This window comes from Sediminibacterium roseum (assembly GCF_009939005.1).
Classification (GTDB): domain Bacteria; phylum Bacteroidota; class Bacteroidia; order Chitinophagales; family Chitinophagaceae; genus Sediminibacterium; species Sediminibacterium roseum.
This window is the reverse complement of the sequence record NZ_JAACJS010000011.1, coordinates 68,053-86,950: the sequence shown is the minus strand read 5'-3', so window position 1 is coordinate 86,950 and position 18,898 is coordinate 68,053. Positions and strand designations below refer to the sequence as shown.

15 protein-coding genes are annotated in these 18,898 nt (G+C 49.2%); 6 read left to right on the top strand and 9 right to left on the bottom strand.

Features of this window, described 5'->3' with window-relative positions; translation table 11 throughout:
- Positions 1–198 precede the first annotated feature (198 nt).
- Positions 199–1,272, bottom strand: coding sequence for a LacI family DNA-binding transcriptional regulator (locus GWC95_RS05715; RefSeq protein WP_161817736.1), 1,074 nt, complete (start codon positions 1,270–1,272; stop codon positions 199–201).
- A gap of 92 nt (positions 1,273–1,364) precedes the next feature.
- Here GWC95_RS05715 and GWC95_RS05710 point away from each other — a divergent pair, with 92 nt between their 5' ends.
- The 3 genes from GWC95_RS05710 (at position 1,365) to GWC95_RS05700 (ending at position 5,221) form a co-directional block, all read left to right on the top strand.
- Positions 1,365–2,399 (top strand): LLM class flavin-dependent oxidoreductase, encoded by a 1,035-nt coding sequence (locus GWC95_RS05710; protein WP_161817735.1) that lies wholly within the window; start codon positions 1,365–1,367, stop codon positions 2,397–2,399.
- A gap of 86 nt (positions 2,400–2,485) precedes the next feature.
- Complete coding sequence (locus tag GWC95_RS05705; RefSeq protein WP_161817734.1) at positions 2,486–3,541, top strand: AraC family transcriptional regulator; 1,056 nt, start codon at positions 2,486–2,488, stop codon at positions 3,539–3,541.
- Between the two features lie 174 nt (positions 3,542–3,715).
- Positions 3,716–5,221, top strand: a complete 1,506-nt coding sequence (locus GWC95_RS05700; protein WP_161817733.1) for a PQQ-dependent sugar dehydrogenase — start codon at positions 3,716–3,718, stop codon at positions 5,219–5,221.
- A gap of 92 nt (positions 5,222–5,313) precedes the next feature.
- Here GWC95_RS05700 and GWC95_RS05695 read toward each other — a convergent pair whose 3' ends face one another.
- Positions 5,314–8,355, bottom strand: a complete 3,042-nt coding sequence (locus tag GWC95_RS05695) for a beta-L-arabinofuranosidase domain-containing protein (RefSeq protein WP_161817732.1) — start codon at positions 8,353–8,355, stop codon at positions 5,314–5,316.
- A 345-nt stretch (positions 8,356–8,700) separates the two neighbouring features.
- Here GWC95_RS05695 and GWC95_RS05690 point away from each other — a divergent pair, with 345 nt between their 5' ends.
- Together GWC95_RS05690 and GWC95_RS05685 are read left to right on the top strand one after the other, a co-directional pair.
- The gene (locus GWC95_RS05690) at positions 8,701–9,402 is read left to right on the top strand and encodes a hypothetical protein (RefSeq protein ID WP_161817731.1); all 702 of its coding nucleotides are present in this window, start codon (positions 8,701–8,703) and stop codon (positions 9,400–9,402) included.
- Positions 9,403–9,404: 2 nt separating this feature from the next.
- On the top strand, positions 9,405–10,196 hold the full coding sequence (locus GWC95_RS05685) for a DUF3307 domain-containing protein (protein WP_161817730.1): 792 nt from the start codon (positions 9,405–9,407) through the stop codon (positions 10,194–10,196).
- A gap of 11 nt (positions 10,197–10,207) precedes the next feature.
- Here GWC95_RS05685 and GWC95_RS05680 read toward each other — a convergent pair whose 3' ends face one another.
- The 7 genes from GWC95_RS05680 to GWC95_RS05650 form a co-directional block, all read right to left on the bottom strand.
- Complete coding sequence (locus tag GWC95_RS05680) at positions 10,208–11,383, bottom strand: PQQ-dependent sugar dehydrogenase (RefSeq protein ID WP_161817729.1); 1,176 nt, start codon at positions 11,381–11,383, stop codon at positions 10,208–10,210.
- 204 nt (positions 11,384–11,587) lie between these two features.
- Positions 11,588–12,217 (bottom strand): response regulator, encoded by a 630-nt coding sequence (locus tag GWC95_RS05675; RefSeq protein ID WP_161817728.1) that lies wholly within the window; start codon positions 12,215–12,217, stop codon positions 11,588–11,590.
- The gene (locus GWC95_RS05670) at positions 12,195–13,655 is read right to left on the bottom strand and encodes a hybrid sensor histidine kinase/response regulator (RefSeq protein ID WP_161817727.1); all 1,461 of its coding nucleotides are present in this window, start codon (positions 13,653–13,655) and stop codon (positions 12,195–12,197) included. Before GWC95_RS05670 ends, GWC95_RS05675 begins: the two co-directional genes overlap by 23 nt.
- Positions 13,656–13,661: 6 nt before the next feature.
- A complete protein-coding gene (locus GWC95_RS05665; RefSeq protein WP_161817726.1) occupies positions 13,662–14,102 on the bottom strand; it encodes a response regulator in 441 nt (146 codons plus the stop codon).
- A 1-nt stretch (position 14,103) separates the two neighbouring features.
- Positions 14,104–16,737, bottom strand: coding sequence for a PAS domain S-box protein (locus tag GWC95_RS05660; RefSeq protein WP_161817725.1), 2,634 nt, complete (start codon positions 16,735–16,737; stop codon positions 14,104–14,106).
- Positions 16,738–16,937: 200 nt separating this feature from the next.
- Positions 16,938–17,420: an SRPBCC family protein gene (locus GWC95_RS05655; protein WP_161817724.1), complete on the bottom strand. Its 483-nt coding sequence runs from the start codon at positions 17,418–17,420 to the stop codon at positions 16,938–16,940.
- 14 nt (positions 17,421–17,434) lie between these two features.
- Entirely contained in the window at positions 17,435–17,791 is a 357-nt protein-coding gene (locus tag GWC95_RS05650) for a SnoaL-like domain-containing protein (protein ID WP_161817723.1), read from the bottom strand.
- A gap of 121 nt (positions 17,792–17,912) precedes the next feature.
- Between GWC95_RS05650 and GWC95_RS05645 the strand changes: the two genes are divergently transcribed.
- The gene (locus GWC95_RS05645; protein WP_161817722.1) at positions 17,913–18,893 is read left to right on the top strand and encodes a GlxA family transcriptional regulator; all 981 of its coding nucleotides are present in this window, start codon (positions 17,913–17,915) and stop codon (positions 18,891–18,893) included.
- Positions 18,894–18,898 lie beyond the last annotated feature (5 nt).

Here is an 18,898-nt window from a genome sequence, read left to right as displayed (position 1 = left end):
AAGCAGGCAAAACCTGTTTACGGCAATCGTTTTTCTATTTACGGGTACGTACCCGTAAAATGGGCAAAAAAAATCATGTACGCCTCAACCCATCCTTGTTCCTGTCTGCCTCACTGTTTTCGGGTACGTACACGAATCTAAGCATTCCATTTACTTCACCAAATTTTTTTTACGGGTGGGCGAGCGGGGAAGGAAACATCAGTTCCGGTAGTAACGGTAATTGTGCCTTGTAATAATATCGATCGGCATGAGGTAGGTTTTTTCGATCTCTTTTGAAAAAACAAGGTTCTGGAACAGGGTGGTGATACCGCGGTATCCCTGCTCCTCGGGCTTTTCGCAGATCAGGAAATCGATCAGCCCCCGTTCGAGCGAATGCACGTTCTCACTGGTGAAATCGTGGCCGAGCAGCAATACTTTTTTCTTGCCCAGGTCCTCCAGGCAACGCGCCACCACTGAAACGCGCGAGTTGGTTACGAAGATGGCTGCAATGTCTTCGTGTTTTTTGAAAAGCTTGCTGAGTTTGCTTTTCACCGCGGTATAATCGGTTTGCGTTGTATTGAAACTGATCAGCGGGTTTGCGAGTTTGTGATCGCTGAAATAGGTTCTGAACCCATGCTCCTTATCGAGGATGGCGTAGTTGTTGTCGATCTCCCGCGCGATGTTGGCGATCAGCACGGGCTTGTTCCCTTTCACACAATAACTTACCAGCTGCGCCGAGAGGTAACCGCTGTGAAAAATATCCGGGCCGATGTAACAGGAATTGTCGAAACCCGGCAGGTCGGAATTGATGAGCACACAGGGGATATTGGCGGTTGCACTGTCCTTGATCAGTTGTTTCGATTCTTCCGGGAACACCGGTGTGAACAGCAATCCATCGGGTTTGTATTTTTTGATCCTGGCTACCTGTCTTGCAAAAGACTGCCTGTTGTTCTGGTCAAAGAAATAATGTTCAACATGAATGCCGTACTGCCTGATCTCCAGTTCCGCGCGGCGGATGCCATCCAGCGGTGCTCTCCAGAATTCTGTTTCATCCGAGATATTGGGCAACAAGGTTGCGAGGCGGATCGTACCGCGCGTGGTAAGTGCGAGACGCTGCGCAAGTACATTGGGCTGGTAACCCAGTTCGTCTATGATCTGCTGTATCTTTTCCTTTGTTTTGGCAGAAACACCCGTGCGGTTGTGGATCACCCTGTCTACGGTAGCAATAGACACATTCGCGCGTTTCGCGATCTCCTTTACGCCTGCAAGTGATTTGCCGGATGTTTCTTTCATTGTAACAAATCTATATAAAGAATGTGAAACATAGCCGCGGCCATTCGCAACCGCCAAAAGACAATACCCATAACTTTGTTCAAATTATTGTTATGGAACTAGGTATAGGCATGTTTGGCGATCTCAACATCAGCAATGGCATTACGCAGCCTGTTGGTGAGCGTTTGAAAGAGCTCATCGAAGAGATCAGGCTGATGGATGAGACGGGCATTGATTTCTACGGGATCGGCGAGCACCACCGCGCAGACTACGCGGTATCGGCCCCGGAGATCATACTGGCCGCTGCGGCAACGGTTACCAAACGCATCAAGCTGGGCAGCGCGGTTTCTGTTTTGAGTTCATCGGACCCCGTGAAACTGTACCAGGCTTTTGCCACCATCGATCAGCTTTCCGGTGGAAGGGCAGAGTTGATGGCCGGCCGCGGAAGTTTTATTGAATCGTATCCCCTGTTCGGTTTCAACCTGGATGATTACGATGCATTGTTTGAAGAGAAGCTTGAACTGCTGCTGCGGATCAATCAATCAAAAAATATTACATGGAAAGGAAAATTCAGGCCGGCGCTTAACAACCAGCAGGTATTACCGAGGGCCGTGAACGACCATCTCGAGATATGGGTCGCAGTGGGCGGTACACCGGAATCTGTGGTGCGTGCGGCCAGGCATGGCCTGCCTGTTATGTTCGCGATCATTGGCGGTGATCCTTCGCAGTTCAAACCTTTGTTCCGGTATTACCGCGACCTGTACAAAGAGTTTGGCCATGATGAAAGCAAATTCAAAGTGGCTGTGCACATGCATTCTTTTTTTGGGGAAAACGGCAAACAAACTGCTGCGGATTATTACCCTGTGTATTCCGCACAGATGGATCGCGTAGGCCGCAGCCGCGGATGGCCGCCGTACCAGCAGAAACAATACGATGCAGGAAGAGCGGCCAACGGCCACCTCATCATCGGTGATGCGAATGAGGCCATTGAAAAGATCTTGCACATGCACGAGTTGTTCGGCCTTACGCGTTTTTCCGCACACATGGATGTGGGCGGGCCATCACATGCATCGCTGATGAAATCAATTGAGTTGTACGGAACGAAGATCGCGCCGAAAGTCCGGGAAGCATTGAGAACCGGCTCGTAACATTCAATTGTTGTTTGAAATGCAGCGAAATAAAAACAGGTAACGGTAACACACCGTTCTTTATATTTGGGAAACAACTTTCTCTTATGAGTTTTGGTGATAAGGCCTTGTTTTTTTTCAGCTGCCTCGGCGCATTCAATGGCATTATCCTGAGCCTTTATTTTTTCTTTTTTACTTCGCGGAAATATTTATCCAATTACCTGCTGGGCGCCCTGCTGTTTGTATTGAGTTTGCGGATCGGGAAATCGGTGGCTTATTTTTTTGACAAGGGCCTGCCGAAAACATATCTGCAGGTCGGGCTGACCGCCTGTTTTTTCATCGGCCCGTTTTTGTATTTCTTCGTCAGGGCCGAAACGCAGCAGGTTCGCGAGATGAAAAGATCATGGATAGGGCAGTTGATCACGTGGCTGTTGCTGGTCGTTGTAACGGGCCTTCTTTTTCCCTACGAATACCATCCCCGGCTATGGGGCAAAACCATTGTGCCATTGATTTACCTGCAGTGGGGCTTTTATATAGCGCTTTCGGTTTTTGCCCTGATCCCCATTTTAAAAAAACTCGCGGTACGCGAACCGATCAAAACTTATGAGAAATGGGTATTGGCCATCTGTTCGGCCATCTTTATTCTTTTCTTCTGCTATGTATGGGCCTATCTTAATATCACCAAAGGCAGTTACATCAATGCGGCGCTTTGTTTTTCGCTGATCCTTTACGGGGTGATCTTCCTGCTGCTGTACCGCAAAAAAACGAACGACCTGTTCTCACTCTCTCCACAGAAATACGCCGATAAAAAACTTGATCCGGAAGATGCCGAACGCATCATCGTCCGGCTGAGAAAGGTGATGGAAGAAAAACAGCTGTACAGGAACCCCAATCTCAAGATCAGCGATGTTGCAAAGGAGATCCATGTTCCCGCTCATCATTTGTCGCGTGTACTCAATGATACCGCCGACAAAAACTTTACACTTTTTGTAAACGAATACCGCATCAACGAGGCCTGTAACATGCTTTCCCAACCAACCAACCTCACCATCGAGGCCGTGGGCGAAGAGGTTGGGTTCAACTCCAAGTCTACTTTTTACGCAACTTTCAAGAAGATCAAAGGCATTACGCCAAGCGGTTTCCAGGAAGAAGCGGGAAGTTAAAAACATGCGGCGGGTTTCAAAAACATTCTTTTCTCGCAGCAAAACCAGCCGGAATACTCCGGATTTATAAATCCGTACTACTGTATCACCATTACAGGACCGTTATCTGCAAAGGGCGATGGACTTTTGTGCCGGGTCAAGACCGATCCGTTTTCCAAACCAAAATTCTTTGCAATGAAAAAAATGATGCTGCTTGTTTTGTTTTCCGCCGCTGTAAGTTCTGCATTTTCGCAGGATACGGCCACCGAGCGACAATTGATCGAAAAAATGCTCCAGTTGTATTTCGACGGATGGGCAACCGGCGATACGGTAAAACTCGGCAGGGCCATGCACGCTTCCTGTCACCTGAAAAATTACCGCGACGGCAAATTTGTTGAATACACCCGCAACGAATACCTCGGTTTGTTTAAACCGCATGAGCGGCCCAGGAACCTTGTTACGCGGATCGTATCCATCGACATTACCAACAATATGGGCAGCGCCAAGATAGAGCTCAATACCGAGCGCGCGCTGTTCACCGATTATTTCAACCTGATGAAGACCACGGAAGGTTGGACGATCGCCGATAAGGTTTCTACCAGCGCACCGCACAGGGTGATCGATGTAAATGCCATCCGCCCAGAAAAAGAAATCATCATGGAAGGAATGAACCGCCCCTGGAGCATTGCGTTCTTGTCTGAAGACGATGCTTTGGTGGCCGAGAAAGATGGCGACCTGGTAAAGATCAACCTGCTTACAAAAGAAAAGACCAGGATAGCGGGATTTCCAGCCGATATGGAAGAGAGCCGCACCGGTTTTGGCAACAACACGGGGAAGTTTACCGTATTGCTGGATCCGGGTTTCAGCAGCAACAAATTCATTTACCTCTCGTATGCCGCGAAAAAAGATACCCTCAAAACAACAAAGATCGTGAGGGCCAAACTGGAGAACAATGTCTTGCAGCAACTGCAAACGCTTTTCGTAGCAGAGCCTTACACGCACGAACGGTTTCATTACGGCGGCGGTATGGTGTTTGGGCAGGATGGCAAACTTTATTTCACCATAGGGGAGCGGTTGTTCAGTGAGAAAGACGAGCCGGCGCTTCCCATCGCGCAAAATCTGGGCGATAAAAGGGGGAAGATCTATCGCATTAATCCCGATGGAACCATACCGCAGGATAATCCCGATTTTGGAACAAGCGCCACACCGGGTTTGTATGCGATCGGGATCCGCGCCGCGCAAGGGCTGACCGTAGACCCGCTTACCGGCAGGATCTGGTTCAGTGAGCATGGCACACACCAGGGCGATGAGATCAACATTCTCAAACCCAAAGCAAATTATGGCTGGCCCATGAAAACCACCGGCAAATACCGCTACGCCGAATTTTCACCACAACCCATCGCGGGAAATGTGTACACCGATCCTGTATGGTCGTGGCTGCAAACCGTGGCACCCACCGGGCTGCATTTTTATACCGGTACTGAGTTCGGTGCATGGAACAAAAACTTATTGGTGGCAGGGTTGTCGAGGGGAAGTTTGTGGCGTATGGTGGTTGACGGTGAAAACATAAAAAGTGCCGAAGAACTTTTTACAGACGACCGTGTGCGCATCAGGAAAGTGGTGCAAAGCCCTGCGGGTAAACTGTACATTATTACCGATGAGGTGAACGGCAAACTCATCAGGATAAAAAATGTGTTGTAAAAACAGGCAGGCGAATACGAATGGATGATAAGTAGAACGATGCGCCTGTGTGACGCATCGTTCTATTGATTATTCTTCAGCTGTATCGATGTTCAGCGCAGTTTCACATCGAGGTATACCGAGTGCCTTCCATAGGTTTCATAAAATGGTTTGAAGACAACGTCGCCGATCGTGAATTGCAGTTGTTGCGGATCGCCCTTGATGGATTTGCTGATGTCCTGCGCGTCGAGTGTGATGGTGCGCCAGTCTTTCCTTGCTTCCGGTTCCTGCGCAGCCAGCAGGATCGGCCCGTAAAACAGGCTCGCGATGTTTTGCTGGTCCATAACAGGATCGAGGTGGAACTGGAACGGCATCTTCATTTCGATCACATCTCCGTCTTTCCATTTCCGGTTGATGGTAAGATAGCTGCCCGGTGTTGCCTGGATCTTTTGTTCTTTTCCATTGATGGTCACAAAAAAACCTTTTGTTGCCCAGGATGGCACACGCACGTTCACATCAAATTTCCCGCTGCCCTTGATCTCAAGACGTGTATTGTCTTCTTTTGGAAAATTGGTGGTTTGTTTCACCGTCACATTCCTTTCTTTCCAGTCTAGTGTTGATGGGATGAACAGGTTTACGTACAGCGACTGGTTGTCTTTGCTGCTGAAATAAATTGAGTTCTGCAGTTTGGTGCTGCTTTCCAGCGCGGTTCCGTTGCAGCAGGTGAAGCCCGTCATGTTTGCATTACCGAATTGTTTTGAAGAGCCCGGCCTTAACGGTACATGGTAGGTGTTGGCAGGTGTATTTTCTGCAACCGATGCGAGTATGTGATTGTACAATGCCCGCTCGTAATAATCCATCAGCTCTCCGCGTTGATCGTACATGAACAGGTCGCTGGTAAGTTTGAGCATGTTGTACGTGGCGCAGGTTTCGTTTTGTCCGCCGGCTGCAAAACCGTTCTCATACAAAGTTGCGGGTTGCCCGATAAAGCATTCTGCGTTGGCCGGGTTCCGCGCACCCGCAACACCGCCGATGCTGTACATGTAATCGTTTACCATCTTGTTCCAGAAATTATCTGCGATCTTGTAATATTCCGGGTTGTTGGATACGCTGTATTCTTCAATACTGCCGATCACCTGCGGGATGTGTTGGTTGGCGTGCAACCCGCGGAAGAGATCCACATTTTTTGCAAGTCCGTGCGAATGGTTTGTATCGCCAAAGAAAACCCTGATGTTGTCAAACAGCTTCGATGTATTCAGGTGTTCCTGTTTACCCGTGAGGCGGTACAACCTTGCCATCGATTCGTTCATTCCGCCAAATTCTCCTGCTATGTAGGTGTTCCACATTTTGATGAGTGTATCGGTTGGCACTTTGCTTAACCGTGCATATACCCAATCGCCCATACCCGATGCAACGGCAAGGGCTTTTTTGTTTCCGCTTACTTCGTATACATCCATCAGTCCTGCCAATATCTTATGGAGCGTATAGTACGGCGCCCACACCTGGTTTTTCTGTCCGCCGTACTTCGCGCCGTTTTCCAGCATGATGAATTGATCGGGAGGATATGCGCTGATGAAACCCGTTCCCCAGTTCCAGTAATCGGTACGCAACCCCGCTTCGCTGAAATCTGAATCGAAACTTGTTTTTCCCGGGCCATGCGGCACTGCCGTAGGGTCTGATACATGCGCGCCCCCGGCGTCTTTTGCCTTGCCGGATAACTGGGAAAGATCATAAAGCGTGTTCACCATCGTTTCCATCTTTTCAGAAAAATTATCCTGCAGCGCTTTGTCGTAGCCCGAACCCGCATACGCCTGTGCAATGGCTGTGAGGTAGTGGCCGGTTGCGTGCCCTCTCAACTTTGTGTCCCTGCTGTCCCAGCCGCCCAATGCCTTCGCACCTTCGGGTTGTTTTTGCCCGAAGGTTTGGCGGAACATATAGAGGAACGAATTCGGATCGGTCTTTGCCAGCGCCTTCAGAAACTTATCGCGGTTCTCTATGAATTTTGTGTCGTGCCCAAGCACATCCGAGTTAAGCGACACGCGGTTCAGCGCAAACGGTTTCAGTTTCGAGGTGGGCGCGGTGTTCTTTTTATTTTCTTTTACGGTAACAATTGCTTTTGGTTGAAAGGCCGTTCCCGGAACGCGGCCCGTAACGGTATACCTGCCGGGTTTAAGCACAGCGGAGTTGTCGGTATCTGCCGGCCATATCACACGCACCTTTGGTCCTTTCACCTCATTTTTATATGCCCCCTGCACATAACTCGGGAACCGCGGCAGTGTGCCCACTTCTGTTTGTACCTCAACATCGTCTACTTTAACCAGGTAGCTGTTGTAGAGCTGTGGCTCCGTTGGCGAAAAACGGGGAAGTGTGTCTTCGCGCCTGCCCGCCCCGCCGGTCGTGTTCACCGATCCCTGGTTGAGGCCTCGCTGTGCATAGAAGATCCCCGCCACCTGCCTGTTGCTCAGCGGTACCCGGTAAATGCGGAAATCGTAGATCATCGCATTGAGCGTAGGGTCGCCGTTTACCAACGACCGCCCGATGTTGAATGTTTTTTCACCTGATTGTTTGCCAAACAGGTCGGCCAGTTCGGGCGTAAGCTCTTTTGGTTCGCCCACGGGTTTGCTGTCTATATAAGTGATGATGGATTTTGAAGGAACATCGATCACAAGCGATACATGTACCCATTTATTCGTTTCCACAGGAAAAAATACGCCGTTCTTATCGCGTTTCGCGGAAGCATCGGCAACAGGCGCGGCAAAAAAATGTTTGCCGGCATCTTTCCCGAAATCAAAAAGATGCGGTGCGGATGTGCCGGGGCGCAGGTAAACCCATGCGGATATACTGAGCGATTCAAGATCCGTAAAAGCTTCTCCCGGGATGGTAAGGAAAGTGTTGTTGTCTGCCGGAAGCGACAATACTTTTTTGTTGAACCGCGCATCGTTCACAAATCTCGCTTCACCTCCATTGATCTTTGCGTGGAAGTTGTTGCGCGACCAATCTTTCAGGTCCCCGTCAAACACATACCTCGCAACCATACCCGTTTCGCCAATACCATCCAGTATCTGGTCGCCATTCTGTGCATGGGCAGAAAGGATGGATTGTACCGCAACGGCAACAAAAATTGAAACACGGAAAAGGAACTTTTTGATCTTCATCTTGAACTGTTTTGTAATTCGCAATAAAGCAATGAATAATTCAGCCAGGGGGATATGTTTATTTTAGCTAGTGATCACACGATTTTAACACCTAGACAATTAATTAGGAATTAGGAATTAGGAATTAGGAATTTGGTACAATTGTGCTAATTCATGATTTTTCATTATAGGTTCCATCATTTCAAGGGCTTGTCTACGGATAATCGGTAATTTGGTTCACAGCGCGCTAAAATTCCTAATTCCTAATTCCTAATTCCTAATTATTAAGGCTGCAGCCTTAAATTTGCATTTTTAAGGCTCCAGCCTTAAATTTGGGGTATTAAGGCTGGAGCCTAAATCTTATTTATGAAAATTTCAGGGGTTATTACCGGCGATATTGTTGATTCAAGGGGGCTTACGCCTGCGGACCGGAGTGCGCTGTATGGCGATTTCAAGAAGTTCCTTGCGCGTTGCGAGAAGGAGCATTACCTGCAGGGCTTTGAGATGTTCAGGGGCGACAGTTTTCAATGCACGGTAAAGAACAAAGAGGATGTGCTTGCCACGGCCATTATGATCAGGGCGTTTATCAAGTCTTATGCAACGCCTGAGCAGAAAGCCGCTTACCACCATCCCGCGGGCAAAGGCGGCGTTGCAACAAAAGGATATTTTCCCGGGCGGCAAGACATAAGGTTGGCGATAGGGGTGGGCAGCGTGGATTTTATCAAACGGCAATCGTTTCTGCAGTCAGACGGACAAGCCTTCCGGATCTCGGGCGAGGCGCTGGACTCGATGAAGTCGACACCCTACCGCATGACGCTGACAACCATGGATGCGTCGATCAATGAAATGCTGGAGCCATCGATCCTGTTGCTGGATTCGGTTATTCAAAGATGGACGAACAACCAGGCGGAAACCGTGTTGCTGAAATTGAAAGGTATGGGGGAGGAGGAGATCGCGTCAAAATTCAAGATCAGCCGGCCGGCGGTTAACCAGCGTTCCAGGACATCACAATGGTATGCGATAGAGAAATTGATCTCGTTCTACAAAAAAACCATGCAAAAAATATAAGTATGCCAACACCTTTCACCTATGCGGAAGGCAGTATCCTCGTACGGTTGCTGATTGCGCATATCATAACGGATTTTTTCCTGCAGACATCCAAAGGCATTGCCGCCAAAGAAAACAGGATGCTGGCATCGGGCTCATTCTGGCTGCATGGCCTGTACACCGGTATTGTGGCGGCCTTGCTGGTATGGGAACATTTTGCATGGTTGCCCTTGCTCGTGCTCACACTTTCGCACCTGGTGATCGATTATGCGAAAGTGCGGGTCAAAGCAAGCCTGAAACAAAGTGAAAAGGAACTGGCGCTTTTTGTGACGGACCAGGTTTTACACCTGTTGATGATCGCCATTGTGTGGTTGATGATGATCAAAGGTTTTGCAAAATGCCGGGCATTGTTTGCAGGTATTTTACCGGATTACAGGTTGATGCTGCGGGTATTGGGTTACTTGGTGGTGATAGCGCCGGTTACTTACCTGGTCAAATTTCTCACGGCGAAATGGCAAAACGAGGTCATAGACCCCAACCAGAGCCTGCGGGATGCGGGCAAATGGATCGGCATCCTCGAACGTGTGATTGTATTGACGCTTGTGTTTTCGGGGCAGTTTACGGCCATTGGTTTCCTGGCCACTTCCAAATCCATCCTGCGGTTGATCGATAAACCGGATGCAACAGAAAACAACCCGGGGAAGCCATGGAGCTCGAGAAAACACACCGAGTATGTTCTGATCGGAACCTTTCTCAGCTTTGGCGCCGCAATTGTAACAGGGCTTTTCATAAATTACCTGCTAACATTGCCTTGATGGCCGTTGATTTATTTTTTGCTGATCCTGTAAATATTTCCTCCATCGGTAATGGTATACAACATTCCGTTGAGATAGGTCACATCGCGGAAACGTTCGCCTTTGTCGGCGAGCAGTCTTTCTTCCCCAACCACTTTGTTGTTCCTGATCACGATGCGTGCAATGTGTGAGCCGCTCAGGCAGGAAATAAACAGGTTGTTGTTCCATTCGGGTATTGCATTTCCCTTGTAGAAGCTGATGCCGCTTGGGGAAACAACGGGGTCCCAATAATAAACGGGTTGTTCCATACCGGCTTTCTGCTGCAGTGCATCACCCACTTTTTCGCCACTGTATTCAATGCCGTAGGTGATGGTTGGCCAGCCATAATCTTTTCCTGCACGCACAAGGTTCAGTTCGTCGCCGCCGCGCGGCCCGAATTCAGCTTCCCAGAGGTCGCCGGTTGCGGGGTTGATGTCGAGTCCCTGCGGGTTGCGGTGCCCATAACTGTATATGCCGGGCATTGCACCTTTCAGCGAAGGGTTGCCGGGTGCGGGTTTGCCATCTTTTGTAATACGGAAAACTTTGCCGAGCCCGGCATCCAGTTTCTGCGCCTGCATGCGGCCGGGGATGATGGAACGCTCGCCGGTGCTCACGAACAGGTTGCCGGTTTTATCAAACAACAACCTCGATCCGAAATGCAGGCTGCTTTTTAGATCGGGCGTTGCCCTGAATATAACGGTAACGTTCTCAACTTTTCCTGCCGCTTCGTTGAGTTTGCCTTTGGCAACAGCGGTAAGATTGCCGTTTCCGAATTTTTCGGAATAGGTCCAGTACATCATTTTGTTTGTGGCAAATGACGGATCAAAAGCCACATCAAGCAAACCACCCTGCCCAACAAAATCTACTGCCGGGAAGCCTTCTATCTTTTTAACCAGTTTACCGCCGGCATCGTGAATTTCCATGTAGCCTTTCTTCACCGTTACCATCAGCCTGTTATCGGGCATGGCAACGATCGCGAATGGCGCCTCGATCTTTTCGGCTATCTTATCCGCCTTATAAGGCGTTGTTGTTTTAACTGCATTGATCCTGGTTTGTCCTTCGAACGCGGGTTTGTAGTTGCTGTTCGGAGATTTTGTTTCAACAGATTGTGCGTTCGTGCACGCAGAAAAAGTAAGCAGGATGAGTACGTTGCCGAGGTGTTTGTTCATGGGAACCGGTTTTTTAGGGGATTAATGTACGAAGTTATTGGATAACTTGTAAAGAAGGATGCCGGCTGACGAAGCGCAGACCGGCCGGCTTTGGCACACAACGCTGTTATTTAAATGAAACAGGTAAAGAAAAATAAAATTTTTCTTTACCTGTTCACAGAGGCAGCGTGTTCTGTTTTTTGTGTGTAGTAACAGCGCTTTTTCTCAGATCAACTTATTCTCCAACGCGTAACGCATCAGGTCGAAATTATTTTGAAAGCCCATCTTTTCAAAGATCCTTGCACGGAAGGTGCTTACCGTATTGGGACTTAATACCAGTTCCCTTGCAATATCGGTAACCCCTTTTCCCTGTGCGATCAGTTTGAAGACCTCGAGCTCGCGGTTTGTAAGGTTGTCTATGGCAGGTGCATGGTTAAGCGATTCCACAGCATCGGCAAGGATCGCTGCAACATCTGCACTCAGGTATTTTTTACCCGACATTACCGTGTTTACCGCCATTACAAGTTCTTTTGTGGCTGCGCCCTTCGTAAGATACCCCATTGCACCTGCCCTGATGGCACGTACGGCGTATTGGTCTGCCGGGTGCATGCTCAAAACAATAATGGGCATACGCGAGTAGTGTTCCCGTATTTGTTTCACCGCTTCCAGTCCCGATTCCCCGGGAGGCATGGAGATATCGCAGATGATGATGTCCCATTTCTGCTTGTTCACCTGTTTCATCAGGTCTACGGAATCACACACATCTGTGATCTCTGCAAAAGGGTAGGCTTCTACAAGGAGGAGTTTTATACCATCTCTTACAATGGTATGGTCATCGGCAATCAGTATTTTCATAACGGTAAAATTTAGGGATGGTTATTGAAAGACTGGTTCCTTCACCAGGCGCACTTTTGATCACGAGCGTACCGTTTAACGAAGCGGCACGTTCGCGCAGGCCCACGATGCCCAGTGAGCTGCGTGTAACGGTTGTATCGAACCCGAGGCCATCGTCGCTGATGACCAGGCTTATTTCGTTTTCGGTATCTGATAGTTTTACCTGCACCTTTTTTGCTTTTGCATGGCGAAGGATATTGGTAAGCGCTTCCTGCGTGATCCTGTAGAGTTCTGTTTTTTGCTGAAGCGAAAGAATCGTGTCGTCGAGTTCCGTTACAAAGCAGGTTTCGATCGCATTGGTTTCGCAGAACTCCGCGCATTTGTATTCAATCGCCACATTCAGCCCGAAATCATCCAGCACACTCGGACGGAGATTGGCGGCGATCTGCCTGATCGATGCAAGCAGTGTGTCTATCGCCTTTTCAATATGCAGGATCCGTTGGTGTGTGATCTTGTCATCGTCCGTGATCTTCAGCACCAGCCAATCCACATCGTTTTTCAACGCCGTTGCAAGCTGCCCGAGCTGGTCGTGCACTTCGCGTGCTATGTAACGGCGTTCGTCTTCCCTTGCATTTTTAAGGTGCAGCGAAAGTTCTTTCAATTCGCGGTTGGTTGTCTTGAGTTTTTCTTCCGCATTTTTCCGGTCTGTAATATCCGAGATCATTGCCGACGCGATGTCTTCGCCATTGATGTCTTTGAAGACTACAGACGACACCTCGCAATAAAAACGTTCACCATTTTTTTTGATGCCGATCAGTTCGCCGCTGCTCCTGCCGATGGCCGTGCGCTCGGCAAGTTTTTCAACCGCATAGGGTTGTGTAAGGTCGAGCAGCTGCCCGCGCCCCAGTTGCCTGAATTCTTCCGGGGTATAGCCAAACAGCCTTGAGGCGGCAGTGTTTGCTTCCTGTATCAATCCACCCGGTCTTGCCAGCAATATTGCCATGATGGATTGGTCTATGAACGCGCGGTATTTTGCTTCGTTGGCTTTTAAGAGTTCAACGCTGTCGCGGTGTTGTTTCCTGATCTCCGCTTCCTTCAGTTCGCGTTTCACGGTTTCCGAGAGCCGGAACAGGCTGTTCTTCATCAGGTAGTCGTTGGCACCGGCCTTCATCATGCTTACCGCGGTTTCTTCGCCTACGGCGCCGGATACAAGTATGAAAGGGATATCAAGCCCCATTTCTTTGATCAACTCTAGTGCCGCCTCTCCGCCAAACCCGGGGATGTTGAAATCCGAAATCACGATCTCGTAATCATGCTGTTCGAGTTCCTGTCTCATATCGTGTGCATTGTCTACCTGCCGCCAGGATACGGTATAGTCGTTCTGCTCCAGCTGCCTTACCACGAGGAGGGCATCGAGTTCAGAGTCTTCGCACAGTAATAATCGCAGGTCTTTTTTCATGTTGCGTTACTTCACGGGTGGTGGCGGTTCGTTCATAACGAGCCAGTAAATACCCAGTTGCTGTATGGCCTGTGCGAACTGGTAAAAATCGACGGGTTTGCGTATGTAACTGTTTACGCCGAGATCGTATCCCTGCGCCATATCCTGCTCTTCTTTCGACGACGTGAGGATCACAACAGGGAGGCGCCTTGTTCTTTCGTTCTCGCGGATGCGTTTCAGCACATCAAGGCCACCAAGCACGGGCAACTTCAGGTCGAGTAATACCAGGTCTGGAAGATCAGCAGGTGAACCGGCATATTTCCCGGTGCGGAAAATATAATCAAGCGCTTCCTGGCCGTCTTCAGCTACCGCAACGGGGTTTAAAATAAGCGCCTTCTCAAACGCGCGGAGCGCGAGATCGATGTCGCTCGGGTTGTCTTCTACCAAAAGAATGGTTCTTTGTTTCATTTTACTTGTTTTTATTCAGGGATGGGATCGTGAAATAAAAAGTTGCGCCCTTGTCAACAGCCGCATCCGCCCAAAGCGTGCCCCTGTGCTGCTGAACGATGCGTTGTACGATGGCAAGCCCGATGCCTGTGCCGGGGAACTCGGTTTGCCGGTGCATGCGTTGAAAAGGGCCGAAAAGATTTTTGGCGTACTTCATCTCGAAGCCTACGCCATTGTCGCGCACATAATAGATTTTATTGTTCTTATCCATACTGCAGCCGAAATGTATTTCTGCAAGTGGCTGGCGCGATGTGAATTTGCAGGCATTGCCCACGAGGTTGTTCATCATGATCTCGAGCAGGTGTTCATCGCCGTTGACAACCAGCCCGTCGTCTATGGTAAAGGAAAACGCCCTGTTTTTGTATTGTTCCTGCAGGCGACTGCTCACATTTCGCACCAGTTCGCTGAGGTTCACCCTTGCGATCTTAAGCTCCTGGCGCGATACCTGCGACAAACGAAGCAGGTCATCGATCAGGTCGCCCATGCGTTGTGTTTCGCTGCGTATGCGGCCGAGGTATTGTTTCGCTTTTTCTTCGAGTTGCGCGCCATAGTCTTCCATGAGTGCAAGGCTCCACCCATCGATCCCGCGCAGGGGGGCGCGCAGATCGTGGGAGACGGAGTAAGAAAAAGATTCAAGTTCTTTGTTGGCCGCTGCGAGCTGCGCCGTGCGTTCCTGTATTTTTGCCTCGAGCCCATGGTTGAGGTCTGCAATGCTTTTCTGCGCCTGTTTAAGTTCAGACACATCAAAAACCGCGATCATCGCTGCGTACACCTGCCCGCCTTTTTTCAGCGGAACAAATTTCATCAATGTATCGACGCCCTTGCTTGTGGTTTCCTGTACAAAGCTTTCACCTTCAAAAACGCGCCTGATCATCGGGAATATAAATTCATACCTGTCTGCAGGCAGTGCCTCACTGATCGTGCGCCCGAGCAATTCTGTTTTTTTGTAACCAAGTTTGTCTACCAGGTCTCCTTCAACCAAAGTATAACGGAGATCTTTATCAAGCATACAGATCACGGAGCCGGGTATGCTCGAGGCGATCGTGCGGTAAATTTTTTCCCGGTAGGTGAGCTCATCTTCTGCACGGCGGCGTTCCGTAATGTCTACAGACAGGATAAACAACCCTTCCGGTGTAGGGTGAAAACTCAGTTCGAACCAACCGGTTGAGCCATCGGGAAAGGTGAAGAAATTTTCAAGGTGGACTGACACCCGTTCTTCAAAGCATTGCTTGTATACGTTGTATATTTCGGTTTGCTCAATACCGGGATACATTTCCTGGACGGTACGGCCAACGAATTCTTCTTTCCTGTATTTTCCATGACGCGCCATCGCATCGTTCACATAAATGTATTTCCAGTCGAAACCAATGATCTGCACGCCTTCGAGCATCATATCGAGTGTGTTCCTGAACCTTATTTCATTCTGCTCAACCTGTTGTCTTACCCTTTCCCGTTCCGTTACATTGTTGCTGAGGATGAGCCTGGCGGCTCTGTCATCGTAAGTAAGGCCGTGTGCGCAGATTTCCGCCAGCAGCAACTCGCCGCCTTTTTTCCGGTGCGCCCAGATGCCCGAATGCCTTGTGCCTTCGTGCGAGCCGGTTCCAAAAGCTTCCAGCCGTAGCTGCTCTTCTTTGTCGCGTATGTCGTATGCGGTCATCGATAGAAACTCTTCACGCGTATAACCGTAGTCTTCAACGGCTGTTTCATTCACGTCGAGGAACTTCAGCGTAGCGGAATCAATTACCCACATCGGCAGCGGACTGCATTCAAAAAAGTTACGGTATTTCTGCTCCGATGCGTGCAGCGCATTCTCGGCTTTTTTCCTGCGGGTGATGTCGCGCAGGATCGCAGACACCCCGATGATGTTTCCGGAAATATCTTTGATGGAAGAGAGCGTTACCGACACATTGATCCTTCGCCCGGTTTTCGTCAGCCTCTCCGTTTCGTAATGTTCCACCAGTTTTCCATTCATCACGTTGAAGAGCAGTTCGTAGCGTTCGTTGTAAAGCTCTTTCGGGATGGTAACGGCGATCGGTCTTCCAACGATCTCTTCTGCCGTGTACTCAAACATGCGTTCAGCGCCTTTGTTCCAGGTGGTTATGAGGCCGTTTACGTCTTTGCTGATCACGGCATCTTCTGTTGACTGTATGATCTGTTCATACAATACCTGCTGCTGTTCCGCAGTTTTTTTCGCGGTGATGTCGGAACGTATGGCAAGATATTGATAAGGCTTACCCTTTTCATTGAGAAACGGGATGATGGCGGTATCCACCCAGTAATGCGTACCGTCTTTCGCTTTGTTGCGCAACTCACCCTTCCATACATTGCCATTGGCAATCGTGGTCCAGATAGAGCGTATGAATTCTTTGGGGTGAAGGCCGGAATTTACGATGCGGTGATCCTGGCCGATCAGTTCTTCGCGACTGTATTTCGAGATCCGGCAGAAATTATCGTTTACGTAGGTGATGCGCCCTTTGTGATCGGTGATGGCAACGATAGACGCAGTATCAAGTGCAGCCTTATATTGATAAAGCTCACTCCCTTCCCGCCACTTGCGGCCCGTTGCGATCTTACGTATGTTTTTCCACCAGCGCATAAACAAATTTGAGACCGGCTGGCAACACATAAAATGTTGCAAACGTGCAGCAACCTGTTATGCCTGGCGCGCAGCCGGACAAAGGATTTTTAATAAGACAAAATTAACATGTGTTTTCCCGGGGAGGAATACATGTCCTTATTAAAAAAGCATCAAGGAAAAAGCAATATCTTGTAGTTGAGCCACTACGTTTTTGCGGCTCAAAGAAAAACACTGTTCAGAATCAAGCAGTTGCGGATTAATTCAACCGCAGTGGTTTTCAGCATTTTTAATAGTACGAGTTCGCGCAAACACCCGTTGATGTAGTGGTTCCATGCATTCGTGCAGTCGTTGTAGCAGGCGAGGAGTGGTTGTAATCCATGGTGCGTAAACCGCAGTGTTGTTGTTCCGCCGGATGCTGTGATGTCGAAATCGATCGTGGTGCCGGCCCATTCCTGTTGGTTTTCAACAAAGTTAAGCGCGCTCTCTACCGTTTCCCATGTGATCTTTTTGCAGGGGATCACTTCTGTTAAACGATGTCGGCTGTAGTGCATGTTTTTGTAACGATAGGTAAATTCATCTCCTGTTTTCTTTGACTCGCCCTCAACCGTGCCGGCCCACCATGCGCGTACATTGGTGATGGCATCAAAAACTTCCTGCGCTGTGTTGGGCACGGTAAAGGAGGTGGAAAAATCGCTTTTCATTTTTAGGATTTTGATCAATAAAAAAACTGCTCTTTCAAGATCCTGCCGTCTTTTACTTCATAGAGCATGATCTGGTTCCACTGTACGCGGCCCATTGGTCTTACGGTCAGATCAAGTTCACGTACCACTGCGAAATGGTTTCCCGTTACGATCGGCGCCGATGTGTATGCGCTGTGTACAGCTTCGATACGGCTCACAAATTCTTTTCCTTTTGCGCGCACGGGGCCGATCCCCTCGGCGTAGCCCATAAAGGGAGAACCATCGGGATCGATACTCTTTACATTGTCGGAAAAAAATTCTTCCTGTATCTCAAACCATTTTTCCTGCTGCGCCAGTTCGTTGAAACGCGCGGCTACCTGTTGTGTCGTCATATAAGAAGGGATTGTTTATGCAAGATTACTGTCTAAAAATGGGTTTTAAGGGGTGTTATTCAGACAATCTGGTGGGTTGATATGGACATGCAGAATCTTTATCTTTGAAAAAACCTGCCGCATGAAACATCTTACCATACTTGTTCCCGACGGGGAGAATAATTTAAGCAGCATTGTGGGCGCGTATAAAATCTTCAGTCGCGCCAACCTGCACCGGAAGGAGCGCGGGAAGAAAGAAGTTTTTAAAATTGAGCTCGCGGGGCTTTCGGGCGAGGTCGACTTTTATGGAGGGCTGTTCACAGCGAAACCACACAAACACATCAGCAGGATCCGGAACACAGACCTGGTCATCGTTCCGTCTTTGAATCACAATTACCTGAAGTCTTTAAAAGCAAACCGTGAGCTGATCGACTGGATAGCCCTGCAGTACAGGCAGGGCGCGCAAATCGCAAGTATTTGCACAGGGGCATACCTGTTGGCGGAAGCGGGCTTGCTGGATGGCCGCAGCTGTTCAACGCATTGGCTCGCTGCCGACCAGTTCAGGCAGCGTTATCCGAAGGTTAACCTGCAGGCAGACCGGCTCATTACCGATGAAAAAGGTATTTATACCAATGGCGGTGCCTATTCTTTTCTGAACCTGGTGCTTTACCTGGTAGAAAAATACTACGACCGGGAAACGGCCATTTTCTGTTCCAAGGTTTTCCAGGTGGAGATGGACAGGGAGAGCCAATCCACTTTTATCATTTTCAGCGGGCAGCGAACGCATGGTGATGAGCTGGTGAAGAAGGCGCAGGCTTATATTGAGAAAAGGGTTGATGAAAAAATATCCATAGAGGCGCTCGCTTCAAAGCTTGCGGTGGGCCGCCGCAATTTCGACCGCCGCTTCATCAAGGCCACGGGCAATACGCCTACGGAATATGCGCAAAGGGTAAAAGTGGAAGCTGCGAAAAGATCGTTTGAAACCAGCCGCAAAACGGTAAACGAGATCATGTACGAAGTAGGTTATGCCGATCTGAAAGCTTTCAGGGAAGTCTTCCGCAGGATTACGGGGCTTTCGCCGCTGGATTACAGGAGCAGGTACAACAAAGAAAGCCTGGGTTGAACAAT

Bases quoted from the DNA above. Each gene is read 5' to 3' on its own strand.
- GWC95_RS05655 (WP_161817724.1), bottom strand. From the start codon at position 17,420: ATGAAAAGCGATTTTTCCACCTCCTTTACCGTGCCCAACACAGCGCAG.
- GWC95_RS05715 (WP_161817736.1), bottom strand. From the start codon at position 1,272: ATGAAAGAAACATCCGGCAAATCACTTGCAGGCGTAAAGGAGATCGCG.
- GWC95_RS05700 (WP_161817733.1), top strand. From the start codon at position 3,716: ATGAAAAAAATGATGCTGCTTGTTTTGTTTTCCGCCGCTGTAAGTTCT.
- GWC95_RS05660 (WP_161817725.1), bottom strand. From the start codon at position 16,737: ATGCGCTGGTGGAAAAACATACGTAAGATCGCAACGGGCCGCAAGTGG.
- GWC95_RS05675 (WP_161817728.1), bottom strand. From the start codon at position 12,217: ATGAAAATACTGATTGCCGATGACCATACCATTGTAAGAGATGGTATA.
- GWC95_RS05695 (WP_161817732.1), bottom strand. From the start codon at position 8,355: ATGAAGATCAAAAAGTTCCTTTTCCGTGTTTCAATTTTTGTTGCCGTT.
- GWC95_RS05670 (WP_161817727.1), bottom strand. From the start codon at position 13,655: ATGAAAAAAGACCTGCGATTATTACTGTGCGAAGACTCTGAACTCGAT.
- GWC95_RS05705 (WP_161817734.1), top strand. From the start codon at position 2,486: ATGAGTTTTGGTGATAAGGCCTTGTTTTTTTTCAGCTGCCTCGGCGCA.
- GWC95_RS05690 (WP_161817731.1), top strand. From the start codon at position 8,701: ATGAAAATTTCAGGGGTTATTACCGGCGATATTGTTGATTCAAGGGGG.
- GWC95_RS05710 (WP_161817735.1), top strand. From the start codon at position 1,365: ATGGAACTAGGTATAGGCATGTTTGGCGATCTCAACATCAGCAATGGC.
- GWC95_RS05665 (WP_161817726.1), bottom strand. From the start codon at position 14,102: ATGAAACAAAGAACCATTCTTTTGGTAGAAGACAACCCGAGCGACATC.
- GWC95_RS05685 (WP_161817730.1), top strand. From the start codon at position 9,405: ATGCCAACACCTTTCACCTATGCGGAAGGCAGTATCCTCGTACGGTTG.
- GWC95_RS05680 (WP_161817729.1), bottom strand. From the start codon at position 11,383: ATGAACAAACACCTCGGCAACGTACTCATCCTGCTTACTTTTTCTGCG.
- GWC95_RS05650 (WP_161817723.1), bottom strand. From the start codon at position 17,791: ATGACGACACAACAGGTAGCCGCGCGTTTCAACGAACTGGCGCAGCAG.
- GWC95_RS05645 (WP_161817722.1), top strand. From the start codon at position 17,913: ATGAAACATCTTACCATACTTGTTCCCGACGGGGAGAATAATTTAAGC.